We start from the raw sequence: 19,399 nt of genomic DNA, 5'->3' as shown, positions 1-19,399 counted from the left end.
ACATTAGTACATTGTTTTTTTAGATAATTAATGAAAAATTTATTTCTATATATCGTTTTGTTATTTCCAATGCTTGTTTTCTCGCAGAACGAACAATTGGCGCAAAATTATTTTGACAGAGGTGATTTTGACAAAGCAATACTTATTTATGAAGATTTAGTAAAAGGTCAGCCCAATAATTACAATTATTTTCAGAAGCAAGTGGCTTGTTACCAGCAACTAAAACAATTTGATAAAGCCGAAACCATTATCAAAAATAGAATAGAAAAAACCAAACAACCCAATTTATATATCGAATTAGGATATAATTATCAGTTGCAAAAAAATACTGATAAAGCCGATAAAAATTATAAAATAGCCCTCGAAAAAATAAAAGATAATCCAAACAATGTGTATAATGTAGCACGAGATTTCGAGCAAAAAGTATTGGTCGAACAAGCCATCGAAGCGTATCGCTTAGGAACTTTAGGGAATCCTGATGCAAATTTCGATTATCAAGTGTCATTATTGCAAGGTCAGCTGGGAAAAATAGATTTAATGATTGATACTTTACTCGATTATTCCTTTAGATTTCCTGTAAATGCGCCATTGGTTCAGAACCAATTAACTCGATTTATGTCTGAGGATTCTCAGAAAACTTTTTCTGATAGTTTAAAAAAAGCATTGCTCATTCGAACTCAAAAAACACAAGATATTTTCTGGAATCAGTTTATGAGTTGGTTTTTTGTACAACAAAAAGAATACGCAAAAGCATTCATTCAAGAAAAAGCCATTTTCAAAAGAAATTCAGATAATTTAATTAATATCATCAATTTGGCGAAATTGACTATCGATGATAATGAAGTTGAAACTGCGACCGAAATCTTAAATTTTATCTTGCTAAACACACAAGATTTAGAATTACAAATGGAAGCTCATTATCAATTAATATCGATTGATATTGATAAAGCAACAACAAAAGAATATCTAATTATAAAAGAAAAACTGGATTTGTTATTAAAGAAATATGGAATTTCTCCTTATTCTATTCAATTACAAATTTTGAATGCACATTTTGATGCATTTTATTTGAAAAAATTTGAATCAGCTAAAATAGTTTTGACCAAAGCTTTAGATTTACCTTTAAATAGTTATCTAAAAGCAGATGTGAAAATGGAATTGGCCGATGTATTATTGCTTGACGAAAAATTCAATCAAGCCATTATTTATTATGCACAAATACAAGACGATTTAGAAAATGATCAAATGGCGCACGAAGCCAGTCTAAAAATGGCAAAAGCAAGCTATTACAAAGGAGATTTCGATTGGGCACAAAAACAATTTACCGTTTTAAAATCGTCGACATCACAACTTATTGCGAATGATTCGATGGAATTATTCTTACTCATTAGTGACAATACTGTCGAAGATTCGACGCAAGTGGCTTTAAAAAAATTCTCTAAAGCCGATTTTTTAGGGTATCAAAACAAAAACACTGAAGCATTACAATTATTCGAAGCTATTTTAGCACAACACAAAGGAGAAAAAATAGAAGATGTAACTTTGCTCAGAATTGGAAAATTGCACGAAAAGCAAAATAATTTTATTCAAGCATTAAGTTTTTACCAGCAAATTATAGACAAGCATGCCGAAGGAATTTACATCGATGAAGCTTTGTTTTTTTCGGCCGAAATTTACAGGAAACAATTACCTGATATTGCAAAAGCAAAAACGTATTACGAGAAAATAATCTTCGGTCACGAAGACAGCATTTATTTTGTCGAAGCTAGAAATAATTACCGAAAATTGAGAGGAGACACGAATCTTTAATAGCAATTTCAAAATTTAATGGCAATTTCAATAAAAAAATTAAAAAAATGATGATATACAACGTAACAATAAACATTCACGAAAGTGTGCATGACCAATGGTTTTCTTGGATGCAAACAAAACATATTACCGATGTTTTAGCAACAGGTAAATTTACTGCAGCTAGAATGGTCAAGGTTTTAATAGAAGAAGAAATGGGCGGAGTCACATATTCTATTCAATACACAACAGATAATAAAGAAACGTTACAAAAATACTATGAAGAAGATGCACCACGTTTGCGTGAAGAAGGTTTGCGTCTTTTTGGCGATAAAATGTTGGCTTTTAGAACTGAATTGGAGTTAATAAGTGAGCATTAATGCTGTTCTGTCTTTCCCACGCAGGTGGGAAACCAAAATAAAAAGGTTGGATTTTGAATAACGAATTTTGAATTTTGAACCAATGAATTATTCAAATTACTGTCTTTCCCACGCAGGTGGGAAACCAAAATAAAAAACAAATCCAATTTTTAAATGTTTAAAACAACTCATCAATATTACATATACATTTTAGCGAGTCAAAAAAACGGAACTTTGTATATTGGTGTTACGAACGATTTAGAAAAAAGAATTTTAGAACATAAACAAAAAATAAATGAAGGATTTACTTCAAAATATGATGTAAATAAGTTGGTTTATTTTGAATCTTTCCAATTTATAAATGATGCCATACTTCGAGAAAAAAGACTCAAAAAATGGAATCGTCAATGGAAAATCAATTTAATTGAAGAAGAAAACAAAGATTGGAAAGACCTTTCGGAAGATTGGTGTAATTAAATAGATTCCCGCCTTCGCGGGAATGACAAAATCGCCTTCGAGGGAATGACAGCTAAACATTTGTCTTTCCCGAGAAGGCGGGAAACCAAAATAAAACTAAAAGCTCCGTTAAGACGGGTAAGACAAATCGGTATGGAAGCAGTAAAAGCAAAAAAACACCTCGGACAACATTTCCTAAAAGACGAAAGTATCGCAAAAGATATTGCTGACACTTTAAACCTAGAAGGTTATGACGATGTTCTAGAAATAGGACCAGGAATGGGTGTGCTCACAAAGTATTTATTAGAAAAAGAAGTAACTACTTATGTGATTGAAATCGATACAGAATCGGTGACTTATTTAGATGAAAATTATCCAAAACTAAAAGATAAAATAATCTCTAAGGATTTTTTAAAATATAATATCAATGAAACTTTCGATGGTAAGCAATTTGCCATTATTGGAAATTTTCCATACAATATTTCGACACAAATAGTATTTCGCGCTTTAGAATATCGCAACCAAATTCCAGAATTTGCAGGCATGTTTCAAAAAGAAGTGGCTCAAAGAATTTGCGAGAAAAAAGGAACAAAAGCCTACGGAATTTTATCGGTATTAGTACAAGCATTTTATGATGCCGAATATTTATTTACGGTCGATGAAACCGTATTTATTCCGCCCCCAAAAGTAAAATCTGGGGTATTGCGTTTGCGTAGAAAAAAAGATTTTAGTTTACCATGTAGCGAAAAATTGTTTTTTACCGTAGTAAAAACTGCTTTTCAGCAACGAAGAAAAACATTGCGAAATAGTTTAAAAACATTAAATTTGTCTGACAATTTGCGAGAAGACGAGGTTTTTAATCTTCGCCCAGAGCAATTAAACGTGCAACAATTTATAGAATTGACTCAAAAAATAGAAGCCGATGGAGTTTAAAATCAGCAAAGACCTAATACAAGAATTAGAGCAACTCATACAAAGTAAAAATGACCAGCAACTGGAAGTTTTACTAAGTGATTTGCACCATGCTGATATTGCTGAAATTCTCGATGAGCTCGATTTTGACGAAGCAACCTATATTTTTAAAGTCTTAGATTCCGAAAAAACTGCAGAAATTCTTGTAGAACTAGAAGACGATTTACGAGAAAACATATTAAGTAGATTATCTCCAAAAGAAATCGCCGAAGAGCTTGATGAGCTTGACACCGATGATGCTGCCGATATTATTGCAGAACTTTCTCAATCCAAAAAAGAAGAGGTAATCTCTGAGCTAGAAGATGTAGAACATGCAAAAGACATTGTCGATTTATTGCGTTACGACGAAGACACCGCTGGCGGATTAATGGGTAAAGAGTTAGTAAAAGTTAACGAAAACTGGAGTGTACTGACTTGCGTAAAAGAAATGCGTTCCCAAGCCGAAAGTGTATCTCGTGTTCATTCCATTTACGTAGTAGATGATGAAGAAAGACTCAAAGGACGTTTGTCTCTCAAAGATTTATTGACTACATCAACTAAAACTCAAATTGCTGATATTTATATAAAAAAAGTAACTTCTGTAAAAGTAGATACCGAAGATGTAGAAGTAGCACGAATCATGCAAAAATACGATTTGGAAGCCATTCCTGTAATCGATGACATGGGACGATTAGTAGGGAGAATCACTATTGATGATATTGTAGATGTCATAAAAGATGAAGCTGACAAAGATTACCAAATGGCAGCGGGTATCTCACAAGACGTAGAAGCAGATGATAGTATTCTAGAACTCACAAAAGCACGATTGCCGTGGCTAGTCCTTGCTTTGTTAGGTGGATTTATCTCAGTAAAAATGCTTGGCCTTTTTGAAGGAGCGATGCTTAAACATGGTGAGTTATTTTTCTTTACACCACTTATTGCGGCTATGGCTGGAAATGTTGGTGTGCAATCATCAGCTATAATTGTGCAAGGTTTAGCAAACAATACACTAAGTGGTTCACTATTTAACCGATTAATAAAAGAAATATCATTAAGTCTCCTAAACGGAGTAATCCTAGCCACAATATTATTTTTAGGAAGTTATTTTCTGTTAAATGCCGATTTAAAAATAGGGCTAACTGTAACTATTTCACTTATTTCTGTAATTATTATCGCCTCATTAATTGGCACATTTGTACCGCTTTTATTAGATAAATTCGGAATAGATCCGGCTTTGGCAACAGGACCGTTTATCACGACTAGCAACGATATTTGTGGAATTCTTATCTACTTTTCAATTGCTAAATTAATTTTAGGTTTTTAAAGTTCAAATTATGAAAATACATATCATAGGTGGCGGAAACCTTGGCGTAGCCATAGCTTTAGGAATAACAAAATATAGTAAAGACAATCAAGTTACAGTTACCAAACGAAACATAGAAACCATTTCTTATTTACAAGAAAAAGGTATTGAAATTTCTAAAAATAATGCACACCATATTCAACTAGCTGATATTGTTGTTTTAACTGTAAAACCACATCAGGTAGAAACTGTTTTAAAAGAAATTTCATCAGAAATTCAAAACAAAACCATTATTTCGGCAGTAAGTGGTGTATCAATAAGTACTATTCAGAATATAGTTGGGGAAAACCATGCTGTAATACGAATTATGCCAAATATTGCGATACAATTTGGCGAATCAGCCACCTGTATTTCGTTTGAAGAAAAAGATAAAACCGAAGCTCAAAAAGTAATTTCGCTATTTCAACAACTAGGAACAGCACCAGTAATAGAAGAAAAACTAATGGATGCGGCCACTGTTCTTGGTGCTTGCGGAACCGCTTATGCCTTGCGTTACATTCGAGCTTCCATGCAAGCGGGAATAGAAATTGGTTTCGATTCTCAAACAGCACTTGCTATAGCAGCACAAACCGCAAAAGGCGCTGCAAAAATGCTACTCGAAGAAAAAGTACATCCAGAACAACTGATCGACAGAGTAACTACGCCACAAGGCTGTACCATTGTAGGACTTAACGAAATGGAACACCAAGGCTTTAGTTCTTCATTAATAAAAGGAATAAAAACCTCATTACAGAAAATAAAAGAGTAATTTTTTATTCGAAGCTATTCCTGCCATTCATTTCAATCTTTTGCTTTCTAAAGAAAAAAGCAAAAGGATTTCCATTGCTGTCAGGGCTAAAAAATCAACATTACATTCCAAAATCAGTTTCGTTTATCTACCAAAAAGAATTATCTTTATTTTTTGTGATTTAAAAAACACATGGAAGCTAACAATCCCTTTTTTACTCAAAATGTTAAAAAAATTTAAATATTTTTTATCAAAAAATTGCTACGAAATACTTGTAATTACATTACTGCTCCACTTATATGGAAGTCTCTTTTTTAGCGATTTATATTTTTACGGTACTTATATTAGAATTTTAAATACTGTTTTTTTATATTTTGGATCAACAATAACTTTTTTAAATAGAAAAGGTGAAAATTTCAAAAAAGGAAAAATAATCATCGGTTTATTATTTTTATTAAATTTTGGTTTATTATTTGTTGGGAAGACATCAATTTTTTCAGGGTTAAGAGACGTTTTCTATTTAGTTTTTCTGGCTTTAACGCTTTATAACATTGCAAAATTTTTAATTTCGCCTCATAGATTTGATAAAGCTTTAATTTTCGCATCTCTATCGGGTTATCTGTTAATTATTGAAATTGCTGTAAGAAGTTTTATGGTTTTATATAAATTTGAAGGAAATCATATTTTAAACAATGTAGATTTTTCGTATCACACAAAAACTTTTATTGATACTGTTTACTATTGTACGGTTACCATTACAAGTATTGGTTTTGGAGATATACTTCCAATAGGGCATAAAGCAAAAATCCTAACTTCTATTTTAGGTTTAACAGGTCAATTTTATTTAGTAATAGTTATGGGAATAATCGTAAGCAAATTCATATCATCAAATCAAAAAAAATAACTGTAATAAACCAAAGAACATTTTTTCTAAAAAAATAAGATGAACCCACAAAACATAAAAATTCTTCATATCGATAGCAACCATCCATTACTTATGGCACAATTGCAACAAGCAGGATTTATAAACCACGAAGATTTCTGCTCTTCAAAAGAGGAAGTTGAAGAAAAAATTCATGATTATCAGGGTATTGTTATTCGCAGCCGATTCAAAATAGATAAAACATTTCTCGACAAAGCCACCAGTTTACAATTTATAGCACGTGTAGGAGCAGGACTGGAAAGTATCGATTGCGATTATGCTATCAGCAAAGGAGTTCAACTCATTGCCGCGCCCGAAGGCAATAGCAATGCTGTGGGCGAACAAGCATTAGGCATGTTACTTTCTCTAATGAATAACCTCAACAAAGCCGATAAAGAAATTCGTTCCGGACACTGGAACCGAGAAGCAAATCGCGGTCACGAACTCGACGGAAAAATAGTTGGTATTATAGGTTACGGGAATATGGGAAAATCATTTGCAACAAAATTGCGTGGTTTCGATGTACAAGTTTTATGCTATGACATACTCGAAAATGTAGGTGATAATAATGCAAAACAAGTAACCTTACAAGAATTACAACAAAAAGCAGATGTTTTAAGCCTGCATATTCCTTGGACTCATGAAACCGACAAAATGATAAATACTCATTTTATTTCTGCTTTTGCAAAACCATTTTGGCTTATAAATACATCTCGTGGCAAGAATGTAGTAACTGCGGATTTAGTTAAAGCTTTACAATCGGGAAAAATAATGGGAGCAGGACTCGATGTTTTAGAATACGAAAAGCTCTCATTCGAAAACTTATTCGAAGGCCAAAAACCAGCCGCTTTCGAGTATTTACTACAAGCAGAAAACGTTTTGCTATCACCTCACATTGCAGGTTGGACTAAAGAAAGCAAAGAGAAACTAGCACAAGTAATTGTCGATAAGATTAAACAATTTTACTAATTACTATTTTATTTAACAATCTCATTACCAGTAACAATTCGTTAGATGAAATACTTTATTACAAAAGTATCGTGGCAGAAGCAGCTTGTCTACACACCTGATAGGTTTTAAAACCCTGTCAGGTGTCCCATAAAAAAAACCTAACGACCAGATTAATATCCAGTTGTTAGGTTTCTATTACGATTCAGGAATGACCCTGATGTGTTATGCGTTTGTGGTTCGTTTCAGAATAAAGGAACGTTTTACTGATTATTAAGGTATCCATTGATACTTTTCTTGACTTAATAATTTATAATCTTTACCCTCAATTGACAAATCATTTGAACTTGCTTTCTTATTGATTTGAATCCCTTTTTGGGTCGCGTCATACAATTTCTTGCTTACACTTAAAGTCAATGTGTCATTTGTTGAAGTTGAGTAATATGGCTCAAATGCAAGGTTGTCAAATTCAATTTTATTGGTAATTGCTTCATTGATTTTGATTTTGATTCGATATTTATTAAAGTTACATTCACTACAATATATCATATCAACCACTATTCCTTCAAAAGAAAATTCTTTAATGAATTGTTTATGTGAAAGTATCCTCTTTTGAGTTTCTCTCTGAATTCCGCTTTCACAATTACAAAAACTAATCATAACTAGCACCAAACTCAAAAATATTTTAATTCTCATAATCATTATTTTTTATGTTTTTATCGTTTTTCCCAGATAGTGCAGATTTGCAATCCGTGCCCATACAGAAATAGAATTAAAAACAAAAAACACGAATATTGCTATTCGGGTTTTGTGGTACCTCCAGGGATCGAACCAGGGACACATGGATTTTCAGTCCATTGCTCTACCATCTGAGCTAAGGTACCGTCGCTTGATGCGGGTGCAAATATAGTATGATTTTTCGTTTATCCAAAACATTTTTTTAAAAAAATCTATTCGTACCTTTACAAAATCAATATTAAACAAATGATTTTAACTATAGATGTAGGCAATACAAGGATTAAAAGTGCTGTATTTGAGAACAATACGCTCATTGAAGCTTCCTTTTTTTTAAATGAAAATTTTCAAACAGAAATTCAAAATATTTTAAACAAAAACCAAAAAATAAAGGTTTTAGTAGTAGCTTCGGTAGGAAAATTAGAAAAACAAGCTTTCGAGTCGTTTTCGAATCGGCTAAAAGTATATTTTGTTTCACGAGTAAGCAGCTTTCCTTTTCAAAATAATTATGCAACACCAAATACATTAGGTATTGACAGGATGATTTTGGCTGCTGGCGCCGTTTTACAATTTCCAAGTCAAAAAAGACTTGTAATTGATGCCGGAACCTGTGTAACTTATGATTTTATTGATGAAAATAATATTTATCAAGGAGGGGCAATTTCTCCGGGAATTCGTTTGCGCTACGAAGCCATGCATAATTATACTGCAAACCTACCGTTGTTAAGTATCGAGGAACCAGAAAATATAATAGGAAATTCTACAAATGAGTCTCTACACTCTGGCGTGATAAATGGTTTGACTTTCGAAATTGAAGGTTATATTAACTCCTTAATGAGTAAAAATGAAAACTTTATCATAATTTTAACTGGTGGAGACGCTAATTTTTTGGCTAAACGATTAAAAAATACGATATTTGCCAATTCAAATTTTCTTTTAGAGAGTTTGAACAATCTTTATCAATATCAAATAAAAAATGATTAAAAAATTTTTATTAAGTAGTTTTATGCTGCTTTCGCTACATAGTTTTGCTCAAGAAGGTACGGCTTCTCCTTATTCTTACTACGGAATTGGGATTGTAAAATTTCAGGGAGCTGTCGAAAATAAATCGATGGGTGGATTGGGTATTTTGCCAGATAGTATTCATATAAATTTACAAAATCCAGCTTCACTATCAGCATTAAAATTTACGGCATTTAATGTTGCAGGAACATATAATACAGTAAAACTAAAGAACGAAAACACAGCAGAAAAAGCAAGAAGAACTACAATTGATTATCTAATGATGGCTTTTCCTGCTAAAAAAATGGGAATAAGTTTTGGTCTTATGCCATATTCTGCAGTAGGATATAAAATTAAAAAAACAACAGAATTTTCGACTTCACTATATTCAGGTAACGGAGGAGTAAACAAAGTCTTTGTTGGTGCGGGATATAAAATCATGCCTAAACTGAGTATTGGTGCAGATTTCGGATATAATTTTGGAAAAATAGAAAGAATGTCTCAAGTAGATATTGGTGTTCAAAACGGCACAGGAGAAATAAATACTTCTGAAGTTAGTGGAATAAGTCTTAATGCGGGTTTGATATACAAATCAAAATTAAATAAATATGATTTTGTGTCTAGTTTTACTCTTTCTCCTAGCACAAACTTAGTATCTAAAAACACAAGTTTTCAATCTACAATTCCACTTACATCAAATTCTGGAGGTTCTAAGGAGAGTATAATTGCTGATTCAAAAATAAAAATCCCTTCTAAACTAGCATTTGGAGCTGGACTTGGTGAGATAAAAAAATGGTTTGTAGGTTTCGAATCTACATTTCAAGGATCGAGTAGTTTTGGAAACAAATACGATCCAAACGTATCTTTTGAGAACGCAACAAAACTATCATTAGGAGGATATTACATACCTAATTTCAATTCTTTTTCAAACTACTTTAATAAAGTAACTTATAGAGCTGGTCTTCGTTATGAAAACACAGGATTAATAGTTAATACAAAATCTATAAACGATACGGCTCTTACATTAGGATTAGGGCTTCCAGTGGGTGGAAACGTTTCAAGTGTTAATGTTGGTATGGAATATGGAAAAAGAGGAACTAAAAACGCAGATCTTGTACAAGAAAATTATCTAAATATTTCAATTGGATTATCGTTTAGTGATAGGTGGTTTGTGAAACGAAAATACAACTAAACTAAATAGATGGTAATAAAATTTCAAATATTACAAACAACAAAAAAAGTGCTGTTACTTGTAGTAGCAACAATTTTTTTTATGTCTTGCGAAAGTAATATAAATGAAGTCCGAAAAATAAATGTTGTCGAGTTTAATCCAGTTGGTGAAGCCAAAGATTTTAATTTAAAATACACCGATTCTGGAAAAATAAAAGCAGTGTTAGTATCGCCACAAATGCTAGATTTTTCGCATTTAGAGTTTCCATTTACCGAATTTCCAAAAGGAATAAAAGTTGCTATTTATGACGAGCAAGGAAACAAAAGTTTTGTAACATCAAACTATGCCATTTCATACACAAATTCTAATTTAATAGATTTGAGCGGAAAAGTAAAAATCACTACTTATGATGGGAAAATTTTAGAAACAGAACAATTGTATTATGACCAAAAAAACGAATGGTTTTTTACACAAAAATCATATAAATTTATAAACAAAGCAAGCGTTATAGAAGGATTAGGAATAGATTTTAGTAAAGATTTTAAAACTTTAGATACACAAAGTATAACAGGAGTTTATAGCATTTAAAAAAATAAAAAACATGAATTATTTAAAATACACACAATACGTATATTTAGTTGCGGCAATATTTTTTGTATACGACGGATTTTCAAAATTAAATTCGGGTACAGACATGCCATATTTAAGCTTTATACTTGCTGCTACTGCGGTATTTATGTTTTTCTTTCGTAGAAAATTTGCCAAAAAATTCGACAATCAAGACAAGAATCAATAAAAAACTAAACTTTATATCAAAATAAAAGCTTTAGTCTTTTGATATTTGATAGATAATCGTATTTTCGCTCACTGAATAAAAAATATTTTTAAAAAATGGCAGTTTTATCAAAAATTAGACAAAAATCATTTCTAGTTGTCGCAATAGTAGGATTAGCATTATTTGCATTTATAATTGGTGCATTAATCGAAAATGGAGGCTTCGGACAAACATCTAGAAACGCAGGAACTATAAATGGTGTAGATATTCCTTTTGAAGAATTTAGAGGAAAAGTAGATATGGCTCAAAAAAGTCAACAAGGACAAAACATGTCTATGACTCAAGCAACAAATGGTGTTTGGGATCAAGAAGTAAGAAGAGTTTTGTTAGAAAAACAATGTGAAAAATTAGGTTTGCGCATAGGTAACGATCAATTAATTAATATTATTAAAGAAGATCCTCAGTTTGCACAAAACCCACAATTTTTGAATGCTGCAGGAAAATTCGATAAAGCAAAATTTAACGAATTTATCGTGTCTATAAAAAATTCGTCACCAGAAAGATGGCAACAATGGTTAGATTACGAAAAACAATTAACGCAATCTACGACTGAGCAAATGTATAGCACAATGATTCAATCAGGCTTCTATACAACACAAGCAGAAGCAAAGTTTAACTACGAATTAGAAAATAATAAAGTTGCTTTCGATGTGGTTTCTGTTCCTTATTCAACTATTGATGACAAAAAGGTGGAACCAACAGATGCTGAACTAATCGCTTTTATGAAAAAAGACGAAAAGAAATACAAAGCTGACGAATCTCGTGAGTTAGAATTCGTTTTAATCGATGACAAAGCATCAGCAGAAGATAAAAAAGTAGTAGAAGATAAAGTAAACGGATTATTAAACTCAGTTGATGATAATCCAGTAACTACTACTGTAAACGAAGCTAAAATTGGTTTTAAAAATGCACCAAATCTAGTGGAATTTGTTAATGCAAATTCAGATATAAAATACGATTCGACTTACGTAGCTAAAAAAGATCTGCCAGCAGAACATGCAGAAGCATTATTTAATTTAGCACCAGGACAAGTTTACGGGCCATATATGTTTGGCGATTACTATTGTCTTACAAGAACATTAGGAAGAAAAGCAAATGCAAATGCAAAAGCAAGTCATATCCTGATTAGTTACGAAGGAACACAAGTGCCAAATAAAAAAGAAAAAAGAACTAAAGAGCAAGCAAAAGCAAAGGCAGAATCATTATTAGCTCAAGTTTTAGCTAATCCATCATCATTTCAAATGTTGGCTTACACAAGTTCTGACGATTCATCTTCTCAACAAGGTGGTGATTTAGGTTATTTTAGCCAAGGACAAATGGTAAAGCCATTTAATAATTTTGTATTCTCAAACCCAGTTGGAAAAATTGGATTAGTAGAAAGTGATTTTGGTTATCATATCATTAATATCGCAGACAAACAAGATGCAGTTCGTTTGGCTACCATTGCACAAAAAATTGCACCATCAGAAACAACAAGCGATAAAGTATTTACTACTGCAACTAAATTTGAAATGGCTGCAAACGAAAAAGGATTTGATATTGCTGCGAAAGAAATGAAACTAACAGTAGCTCCATTAGCTAAATTATTAGCTATGGACGAAAATGTTCAAGGTGTAGGAAATCAAAGAGAAATTGTTCGTTGGGCATTTGGAGCAAAAGAAGGAGAATTAAAACGTTTCAATATTCCTGCGGGTCATGTAATTGCTCGTTTGAAAAAAGTAAACGAAGCTGGTTTGTTAACTATTGAAGATGCTAAAAATGCAATTGGCGCAAAATTAAGAAACGAAAAGAAAGCAGAATTAATCAAGGTTAAAATGGCTGGAAGTACACTTGAAGCAGTATCAAAAGCGACAGGTTCTCCTGTAAAAGAAGCTTTAGATGTAGTTGCAGCAAATGCTTACATACAAACAATAGGTGAAGAGCCTAAAGTTGTAGGAACTGCATTCTCACTTAAACCAGGTGTTGTTTCTCAAACAATAGACGGAGTTTCTGGAGTGTTTAAAATTAAAGTAAAATCAAGTGCAAAAGCTCCTGCTATTGCAGATTACAAAGATATTGTAACAAGACTAAACGCACAATCTAAAGGTTCAGTGCAAGGAAGAGTTTACAATGCACTTAAGAAAGATGCTACTATCGAAGACAACAGAGCGCAGTTTAACTAACAAGTTAAGTCCTATAAATATAGAAATCCCGAGGAATCGGGATTTTTTTGGTTTTAAGAAAAAATAAAAATTCTATTACAATATCATCTCATCATAAGAAACAACAACATCATAACCTTTTGCAGCAAAATATTCAGTAGGATTATTTACTGAAACAACCATTACAAAATCTCCACCCCAAGCGCCAAGACTTTTTATAGGACCATCAAAATCAGGAAATAAATCTTCTTTTACGGTTTTAATTTCTAAGATTTCACTCATTAGGACTTCGTGTTTTTCTATTTGTTTGGTAAATTCTTGTAACTCGGTTGTATTTAGTAAGGCTTCTGTAATCTCGTTTATTATTACAATTGAGTTTGCAAAATCGCCTTGCTTTTTCCTGTAATTTGCAATAGCTGTTTTGCTATTTTGCTTTTTGTTAAGGTAAACAAAGTAAATATTTTCTTTGAACACTGGATTAAAACTAATGGTTTTTACTAATGGTTTTTCGTTCGCCAATTGATACAAAATCGCCGAATCATTTTGCGCACAAGCAATATCGTAGCCGCTTCCGCCGAAAGCATTTTTTAGTAAAACAAAAGCATCAATTTGCAGCCAATTTGCTATATTATTTATTAAAGTTGATGAAGTACCCAAGCCCCAAAATTTAGGAAAAGTAAGGCTTGTGGAAACTATATAACCATTAGATTCATTAATAAAATCAGGATTTAGTTTGTAAGATTGATGCAGGATTTCGATTAATGTTGCTTTCACTTCATTACTTTCAAAAGTTTTTTTACTTACAATATCGGAAAACAAAATGGTATCATCAAACCAAATGCTTCCATCGGAATCATAACTTTTCCAGATGATTTTTTTATCAGTACCATTTTCTACAACTAAATTCTGACCCATTTTTGTAGGCAAAGCCAAAGCAATTGCGCCGTCTAAAACGACGTATTCGCCTGTAATGAGGAGTTTTCCGTTACTGTAAAATGTTTTTTTCAAGTTTCTTTTTTTAGCCCCGATAGCAGTGGAAATCCTTTTGCTTTTTCTTTAAAAAGTAGAAGATTGCAACGAATAGCGGGAATAGCTCCTAATTTTACATTCTTAAACCTTCAATAAAAGCAACAACTGCCGAATGCGATACTGTGTTTTCTTTGAAATGATTTTTTATCAAAATCCTTTCGTTTTCAGTAGCTTCAAACTGATTGATGATATTATTTAGGTGCATTTTCATGTGTCCTTGCTGAATTCCGGTGGTTGTCAAACTCCGTAATGCAGCAAAATTTTGCGCCAATCCGGCTACAGCAACAATTTGCATGAGCTCGTGTGCCGACGGTCTACCTAGCATTTCCAAAGATATTTTTACCAACGGATGCAATGAGGTCAGTCCGCCAACGGTTCCTAATGCCAAGGGGATTTCTAACCAAAAAGTAAAGATATTATTTTCTATCTTGGCATGTGATAAGCTCGAATATTGTCTGTTTCTGGAAGCGTAAGCGTGAATTCCTGCTTCGACGGCACGAAAATCGTTTCCTGTAGCGAGAACAACGGCGTCAATTCCGTTCATGATGCCTTTGTTGTGTGTTACCGCCCTGAAAGGCTCTATTTCGGCGATTTTGACAGCACGAATAAACTTTTCAGCAAATTCTTGTGGGTTTTCTATGTTTTTTTCTGCTAATTCTGAAACTGGACAAGAAACTTCGGCCCGAACGATGCAATTGGGCACATAATTAGAGAGAATACTCATAACAACTTCGATATTTTTTTCTGTTTCAGATAAAATTTCAGATTGTAAAGCTTCTTCTTTTAGTGTTTTTGCAAATTGCTCTAAACAAGAATTTATAAAGTTCGCACCCATCGAATCTTTGGTTTCAAAAGTGGCGTGCAACTGGTAATAATTTTCTAATTCAGCCGTTTTATCACGCAATTCGATATCGAGAATTCCGCCACCGCGTTTTTGCATATTTTTAGTAATGCTTTCGGTTTGGATGAATAATTTTGATTTTATTTGATTGAAAAAAGCAATTAAATTTGCCGAATTCCCTTTGAAAATAAAATGAACTTGTCCTATTTTTTCTGAATTCAAAACTGTGGTTTTAAACCCGCCGCGAGTTCCCCAATATTTTGCCGATTTAGAAGCTGCGGCAACTACCGAGCTTTCTTCTATTGCAAAGGGAATGGTATGATTTTTACCATTAATCAGAAAATTTGGAGCAACACCAAGAGGCAAATAGAAATTTGTAATCGTGTTTTCTATAAATTCATCATGTAATTTTTGTAATTCTAAATCAGAATTCCAGTATTTTTTGATGGTTTTCGTTGCATCTTCTGCATTAGAAAAATGGGTAGAAGCTATCCAATTTATTTTTTCTTCTTTGGTTAATTTTGAGAATCCACTAATCGCTTTTGTCATATCGACTCTTGTTGTTTGAAATGCAAATATAAGGTTTGAAGTTTAATTTTTGAATGAGATTTGCCACGTAAATTTTATTATTATTATTTAAACTTGTGGTTTTAACACTCATAATTGCGATTATGTCCGAATTTTTCACTAAAATTGGCATCGTTTATAATAATTTCACATGAAAACAATACAAAAAGCATTCGTTTTATTCTTATTCACTTCATTATCAGCAATTGCGCAACAAAAAATTACTTTAGAAGAAATTTGGGGCGGAGCCTTCAGGACGCAAGGAATGACTGAGTTGGCAGCTTTGAAAAACACCAATCAATATACGGTTTTAAATTCTGATAGAACTTCGGCTGCAATCGATTTGTATGATTTTGCTACTTTAAATAAAGTTTCAACTTTAATAAACTCCAAAGATTTCTCAGATTTGCAAGGAATAGATAGTTATACTTTTAGCAAAGACGAAAAGAAAATTTTGATTGCTAATAATTCAGATCAAATATTTAGACATTCTTTTTTGGCAAATTTTTACATTTATGATATTGCTACAAAATCATTAACAAAAATTACCGATGACAAAATACAAGAACCTACTTTTTCGCCCGATGGTTCTAAAATCGCTTTCGCCAAAGAAAATAATTTATATGTTTATGAATTAGCTTCTAAAAAAACGACAGAAATTACTACCGATGGTAAGAAAAATGCTATCATCAACGGAATTACGGATTGGGTTTATGAAGAAGAATTTGCTTTTGTAAGAGCTTTTGATTGGAATGCAACGTCAGATAAAATTGCTTTTATTCGTTTCGACGAAAGTCAAGTTCCAGAGTTTTCGATGAATGTATATGGTAAGGATTTATATCCTGTGACAGATAAATTTAAATATCCAAAGGCTGGCGAAAAAAATTCAGAAGTTTCGTTACATGTCTATGATACAAAAACGACAAACACTAAGAAAATAGATTTAGAAAATTATAATGATTTTTATATTGCTCGTTTAGAATGGACAAATGAAGCAAATACATTGTCTGCGCAGGTTTTAAATCGTCATCAAGACAACCTAGATTTGTTATTTATTGACGGAAATACAGGTGCTAAAAAAGTGGTGCTTAACGAAAAAGACAAAGCTTATGTTGATGTGACTGATAATCTAACTTTCCTGAAGGACAATAGTTTTATTTGGACTTCCGAGAAAGATGGTTTCAATCATATTTACCAATATGATAAAACAGGAAAGCTGAAAAACCAAATTACAAAAGGAAATTGGGAAGTGACTAATTATTATGGTTTCGACGAAAAATCTGGAATGATATACTACCAATCGGTAGAAAACGGATCTATTAATCGTGATGTTTATTCTGTTCATTTAACAGGGAAAAATAAAAAGCGATTAACAGAAGGAATTGGAACAAACGGAGCGACTTTTAGTCCAAACTTTCAATATTTTATAAATTCGTATTCAAGTGCTAAAAATGCACCGAAATATACTTTGAACGAATCTAAAACTGGAAAAACGATTAAAACTATTGTTTCAAATGAAACATTGGAAACTAAGTTAGCTTCTTATAATTTGCCATCGAAAGAATTTTTTGAACTAACAACTGCAAAAGGAAATAAACTAAACGCTTGGATGATTAAGCCAAAAGATTTTGATGCAAACAAGAAATACCCAGTATTTATGTATCAGTATTCAGGTCCAGGCTCACAACAAGTAAATAATGATTGGAATGGTTCTGACGATTACTGGTTTATGATGTTGGCGCAACAAGGTTATATTGTGGCTTGTGTAGACGGTCGTGGAACGGGTTTTAAAGGCGCTGATTTCAAAAAATGTACTCAAAAAGAAATGGGTAAACTGGAAGTGGAAGATCAGATTGATGCTGCTAAACTTTTTGGAACTTATGCTTATGTAGATAAATCAAGAATTGGAATCTTTGGGTGGTCTTATGGAGGTTTTATTTCTTCGAATTGTATTTTTCAAGGAGCAGATGTTTTCAAAACTGCTATTGCCGTTGCGCCGGTAACTTCTTGGAGATATTATGATAGCGTTTATACCGAAAGATATATGCAGACGCCACAGGAAAACGCGGGTGGTTACGATAATAATTCGCCAATCACACATGTTGGTAAATTAAAAGGAAACTTTCTTTTAATTCACGGAACTGCCGATGATAACGTACATGTACAAAATTCAATGAAAATGATTGAAGCTTTAGTACAAGCCAACAAACAGTTTGATTGGGCAATATATCCAGACAAAAATCACGGGATTTATGGCGGAAAAACAAGATTACAATTGTACACTAAAATGACCAATTTTATTAAAGAAAAATTATAATTAAAAACCAAAACTAAAATATGAGCAATTTAGCAGTCGAACAAAAAACATTTTTTGGGCATCCAAGAGCCTTGTTTATTTTGTTTTTTACAGAAATGTGGGAGCGATTTTCATTTTACGGAATGAAAGCACTATTGATTTTTTATCTTACGAAATATCATTTATTTTCAGATGATTCTGGAAATCTTTTAATTGGGAGTTATGCCGCTTTAGTCTATGCTGTTCCTGTAATTGGAGGTTTTATTGCTGATAAATATTTGGGTTTTAGAAAAGCTATTGTTTTTGGAGGGATTATGCTCGTTTTGGGTCATCTAGGAATGGCTTTTGAAGGAAACGCCGCAACACAATCCATAACAGGTGAGATTACTCGTGATAATACAGCTTTACAAATATTTTACTTTTCATTATCCTTAATTATTGTTGGAGTTGGTTTTTTAAAAGCAAACATATCTTCTTTAGTAGGGGAATTATATGAGGTAGGAGATAAACGTCGTGATTCTGGGTTTACTCTTTTTTATATGGGTATTAATTTAGGGTCATTTTTGGCAACACTTATTTGTGTTTGGTTAGGTGAAACTTACGGATGGAGTTATGGTTTTGGAGCTGCTGGAGTAGGTATGTTTTTTGGATTGATGACTTTTATTTCTGGAAAAAAAATGTTAATGGGAAAGGGAGAGTCAAATACACCTGAGTTCTTGGAAAAAAAATCGTTTGGGATTAAAAACGAATGGTTAATATATATTGGAAGTGTTTTGTCTTCTTTGTTATTTTGGCAAATGGTACAAAATCATAATGCTGTATCTTTAGCACTTCAGGTTGCGGGAGGAGTGTCTTTTATATACATAATTTATTATGCGATGACACAATTAGATGGTAAAGCACGTGAGCAATTAATTGCTTTAACAATACTTATTGTTTTTACAATTGTATTTTGGGCTTTATTTGAGCAAGCCTATACTTCAATGAATCTTTTTGCAGATAGAATTTTAGATAGAACCATTTTTGGAATTGAATTGTCAGCTGGTCAATTTTTAAGTTTTAATGCTTTATTTATCATTTTACTAGCTCCAGTTTTCGCATGGTTATGGGTTAAATTAGGAAAATATAACCCAAACACAGCTGTTAAATTCTCATTTGCATTAATGCTTGTAGGATTAGGGTTTGGGTTATATTTTCCTAATTTAACCCATAACCATGCGAAAACTGGAGCTAGTAAAATGATAAATAAAGCATTAAAACTTAAAAAT

At 32.4% G+C, this 19,399-nt stretch carries 18 protein-coding genes and 1 tRNA gene; 15 read left to right on the top strand and 4 right to left on the bottom strand.

The genetic code is table 11. The annotated features are described in order from the left end of the window. Window positions 1-30: 30 nt before the first annotated feature. The 8 genes from ACH2BP_RS08230 (at window position 31) to ACH2BP_RS08195 (ending at window position 7,535) form a co-directional block, all read left to right on the top strand. The gene (locus tag ACH2BP_RS08230; RefSeq protein WP_395058804.1) at window positions 31-1,809 is read left to right on the top strand and encodes a tetratricopeptide repeat protein; all 1,779 of its coding nucleotides are present in this window, start codon (window positions 31-33) and stop codon (window positions 1,807-1,809) included. Between the two features lie 47 nt (window positions 1,810-1,856). Then, window positions 1,857-2,168 carry a DUF4286 family protein gene (locus ACH2BP_RS08225; protein WP_395058802.1) on the top strand — a complete coding sequence of 104 codons (312 nt, stop codon included), beginning with the start codon at window positions 1,857-1,859 and terminating at the stop codon, window positions 2,166-2,168. A 153-nt stretch (window positions 2,169-2,321) separates the two neighbouring features. Then, on the top strand, window positions 2,322-2,624 hold the full coding sequence (locus tag ACH2BP_RS08220) for a GIY-YIG nuclease family protein (RefSeq protein WP_395058800.1): 303 nt from the start codon (window positions 2,322-2,324) through the stop codon (window positions 2,622-2,624). Between the two features lie 132 nt (window positions 2,625-2,756). After that, a complete protein-coding gene (rsmA, locus tag ACH2BP_RS08215; protein WP_395058832.1) occupies window positions 2,757-3,536 on the top strand; it encodes a 16S rRNA (adenine(1518)-N(6)/adenine(1519)-N(6))-dimethyltransferase RsmA in 780 nt (259 codons plus the stop codon). Continuing rightward, window positions 3,526-4,878, top strand: coding sequence for a magnesium transporter (gene mgtE / locus ACH2BP_RS08210; RefSeq protein WP_394759590.1), 1,353 nt, complete (start codon window positions 3,526-3,528; stop codon window positions 4,876-4,878). The genes rsmA and mgtE overlap by 11 nt, the downstream gene beginning before the upstream one ends. A 10-nt stretch (window positions 4,879-4,888) precedes the next feature. Next, window positions 4,889-5,665: a pyrroline-5-carboxylate reductase gene (gene proC, locus ACH2BP_RS08205; RefSeq protein WP_395058798.1), complete on the top strand. Its 777-nt coding sequence runs from the start codon at window positions 4,889-4,891 to the stop codon at window positions 5,663-5,665. Window positions 5,666-5,867: 202 nt separating this feature from the next. Next, entirely contained in the window at window positions 5,868-6,548 is a 681-nt protein-coding gene (locus ACH2BP_RS08200) for a potassium channel family protein (protein ID WP_395058796.1), read from the top strand. Between the two features lie 39 nt (window positions 6,549-6,587). Continuing rightward, complete coding sequence (locus ACH2BP_RS08195; protein WP_395058794.1) at window positions 6,588-7,535, top strand: 2-hydroxyacid dehydrogenase; 948 nt, start codon at window positions 6,588-6,590, stop codon at window positions 7,533-7,535. A 252-nt stretch (window positions 7,536-7,787) separates the two neighbouring features. On the opposite strand, the gene ACH2BP_RS08190 is transcribed toward ACH2BP_RS08195, so the two are convergent. Together ACH2BP_RS08190 and ACH2BP_RS08185 are read right to left on the bottom strand one after the other, a co-directional pair. Further along, window positions 7,788-8,210: a hypothetical protein gene (locus ACH2BP_RS08190; protein ID WP_395058792.1), complete on the bottom strand. Its 423-nt coding sequence runs from the start codon at window positions 8,208-8,210 to the stop codon at window positions 7,788-7,790. A gap of 115 nt (window positions 8,211-8,325) precedes the next feature. After that, window positions 8,326-8,398, bottom strand: a tRNA-Phe gene (locus ACH2BP_RS08185). A gap of 100 nt (window positions 8,399-8,498) precedes the next feature. Here ACH2BP_RS08185 and ACH2BP_RS08180 point away from each other — a divergent pair. From ACH2BP_RS08180 to ACH2BP_RS08160, 5 genes are all read left to right on the top strand, one after another. Further along, the gene (locus ACH2BP_RS08180) at window positions 8,499-9,233 is read left to right on the top strand and encodes a type III pantothenate kinase (protein WP_395058790.1); all 735 of its coding nucleotides are present in this window, start codon (window positions 8,499-8,501) and stop codon (window positions 9,231-9,233) included. Then, window positions 9,226-10,443: a hypothetical protein gene (locus tag ACH2BP_RS08175; RefSeq protein ID WP_395058788.1), complete on the top strand. Its 1,218-nt coding sequence runs from the start codon at window positions 9,226-9,228 to the stop codon at window positions 10,441-10,443. The genes ACH2BP_RS08180 and ACH2BP_RS08175 overlap by 8 nt, the downstream gene beginning before the upstream one ends. Window positions 10,444-10,452: 9 nt before the next feature. Then, on the top strand, window positions 10,453-11,010 hold the full coding sequence (gene lptC / locus ACH2BP_RS08170; RefSeq protein ID WP_395058786.1) for an LPS export ABC transporter periplasmic protein LptC: 558 nt from the start codon (window positions 10,453-10,455) through the stop codon (window positions 11,008-11,010). A gap of 13 nt (window positions 11,011-11,023) precedes the next feature. Then, window positions 11,024-11,218 (top strand): hypothetical protein, encoded by a 195-nt coding sequence (locus ACH2BP_RS08165; protein WP_395058784.1) that lies wholly within the window; start codon window positions 11,024-11,026, stop codon window positions 11,216-11,218. Window positions 11,219-11,313: 95 nt separating this feature from the next. Beyond that, on the top strand, window positions 11,314-13,419 hold the full coding sequence (locus tag ACH2BP_RS08160) for a peptidylprolyl isomerase (protein ID WP_395058782.1): 2,106 nt from the start codon (window positions 11,314-11,316) through the stop codon (window positions 13,417-13,419). Between the two features lie 75 nt (window positions 13,420-13,494). Here the strand turns inward: ACH2BP_RS08160 and ACH2BP_RS08155 are convergent, their stop codons facing one another. Together ACH2BP_RS08155 and ACH2BP_RS08150 are read right to left on the bottom strand one after the other, a co-directional pair. Next, window positions 13,495-14,406: a GYDIA family GHMP kinase gene (locus ACH2BP_RS08155; RefSeq protein ID WP_395058780.1), complete on the bottom strand. Its 912-nt coding sequence runs from the start codon at window positions 14,404-14,406 to the stop codon at window positions 13,495-13,497. A 94-nt stretch (window positions 14,407-14,500) separates the two neighbouring features. After that, window positions 14,501-15,817, bottom strand: a complete 1,317-nt coding sequence (locus ACH2BP_RS08150) for a hydroxymethylglutaryl-CoA reductase, degradative (RefSeq protein ID WP_395058778.1) — start codon at window positions 15,815-15,817, stop codon at window positions 14,501-14,503. Between the two features lie 169 nt (window positions 15,818-15,986). Here ACH2BP_RS08150 and ACH2BP_RS08145 point away from each other — a divergent pair, with 169 nt between their 5' ends. Together ACH2BP_RS08145 and ACH2BP_RS08140 are read left to right on the top strand one after the other, a co-directional pair. Beyond that, a complete protein-coding gene (locus ACH2BP_RS08145; RefSeq protein WP_395058776.1) occupies window positions 15,987-18,152 on the top strand; it encodes a S9 family peptidase in 2,166 nt (721 codons plus the stop codon). A gap of 20 nt (window positions 18,153-18,172) precedes the next feature. Continuing rightward, window positions 18,173-19,399: peptide MFS transporter (locus tag ACH2BP_RS08140; protein ID WP_395058774.1), on the top strand; the 1,227-nt coding region annotated here is incomplete at its 3' end.

The sequence above is a fragment of the Flavobacterium sp. genome (genome assembly GCF_043756175.1).
Classification (GTDB): Bacteria; Bacteroidota; Bacteroidia; order Flavobacteriales; family Flavobacteriaceae; genus Flavobacterium.
Note: the sequence above shows the minus strand (reverse complement) of the source record. Positions and strands in the feature narration are given on the sequence as shown.

What these genes read in the sequence shown, in the direction of transcription:
- ACH2BP_RS08230 (WP_395058804.1), top strand. Translation starts at nt 31, where the DNA reads ATGAAAAATTTATTTCTATATATCGTTTTGTTATTTCCAATGCTTGTT.
- ACH2BP_RS08225 (WP_395058802.1), top strand. Translation starts at nt 1,857, where the DNA reads ATGATGATATACAACGTAACAATAAACATTCACGAAAGTGTGCATGAC.
- ACH2BP_RS08220 (WP_395058800.1), top strand. Translation starts at nt 2,322, where the DNA reads ATGTTTAAAACAACTCATCAATATTACATATACATTTTAGCGAGTCAA.
- rsmA (WP_395058832.1), top strand. Translation starts at nt 2,757, where the DNA reads ATGGAAGCAGTAAAAGCAAAAAAACACCTCGGACAACATTTCCTAAAA.
- mgtE (WP_394759590.1), top strand. Translation starts at nt 3,526, where the DNA reads ATGGAGTTTAAAATCAGCAAAGACCTAATACAAGAATTAGAGCAACTC.
- proC (WP_395058798.1), top strand. Translation starts at nt 4,889, where the DNA reads ATGAAAATACATATCATAGGTGGCGGAAACCTTGGCGTAGCCATAGCT.
- ACH2BP_RS08200 (WP_395058796.1), top strand. Translation starts at nt 5,868, where the DNA reads ATGTTAAAAAAATTTAAATATTTTTTATCAAAAAATTGCTACGAAATA.
- ACH2BP_RS08195 (WP_395058794.1), top strand. Translation starts at nt 6,588, where the DNA reads ATGAACCCACAAAACATAAAAATTCTTCATATCGATAGCAACCATCCA.
- ACH2BP_RS08190 (WP_395058792.1), bottom strand. Translation starts at nt 8,210, where the DNA reads ATGAGAATTAAAATATTTTTGAGTTTGGTGCTAGTTATGATTAGTTTT.
- ACH2BP_RS08180 (WP_395058790.1), top strand. Translation starts at nt 8,499, where the DNA reads ATGATTTTAACTATAGATGTAGGCAATACAAGGATTAAAAGTGCTGTA.
- ACH2BP_RS08175 (WP_395058788.1), top strand. Translation starts at nt 9,226, where the DNA reads ATGATTAAAAAATTTTTATTAAGTAGTTTTATGCTGCTTTCGCTACAT.
- lptC (WP_395058786.1), top strand. Translation starts at nt 10,453, where the DNA reads ATGGTAATAAAATTTCAAATATTACAAACAACAAAAAAAGTGCTGTTA.
- ACH2BP_RS08165 (WP_395058784.1), top strand. Translation starts at nt 11,024, where the DNA reads ATGAATTATTTAAAATACACACAATACGTATATTTAGTTGCGGCAATA.
- ACH2BP_RS08160 (WP_395058782.1), top strand. Translation starts at nt 11,314, where the DNA reads ATGGCAGTTTTATCAAAAATTAGACAAAAATCATTTCTAGTTGTCGCA.
- ACH2BP_RS08150 (WP_395058778.1), bottom strand. Translation starts at nt 15,817, where the DNA reads ATGACAAAAGCGATTAGTGGATTCTCAAAATTAACCAAAGAAGAAAAA.
- ACH2BP_RS08145 (WP_395058776.1), top strand. Translation starts at nt 15,987, where the DNA reads ATGAAAACAATACAAAAAGCATTCGTTTTATTCTTATTCACTTCATTA.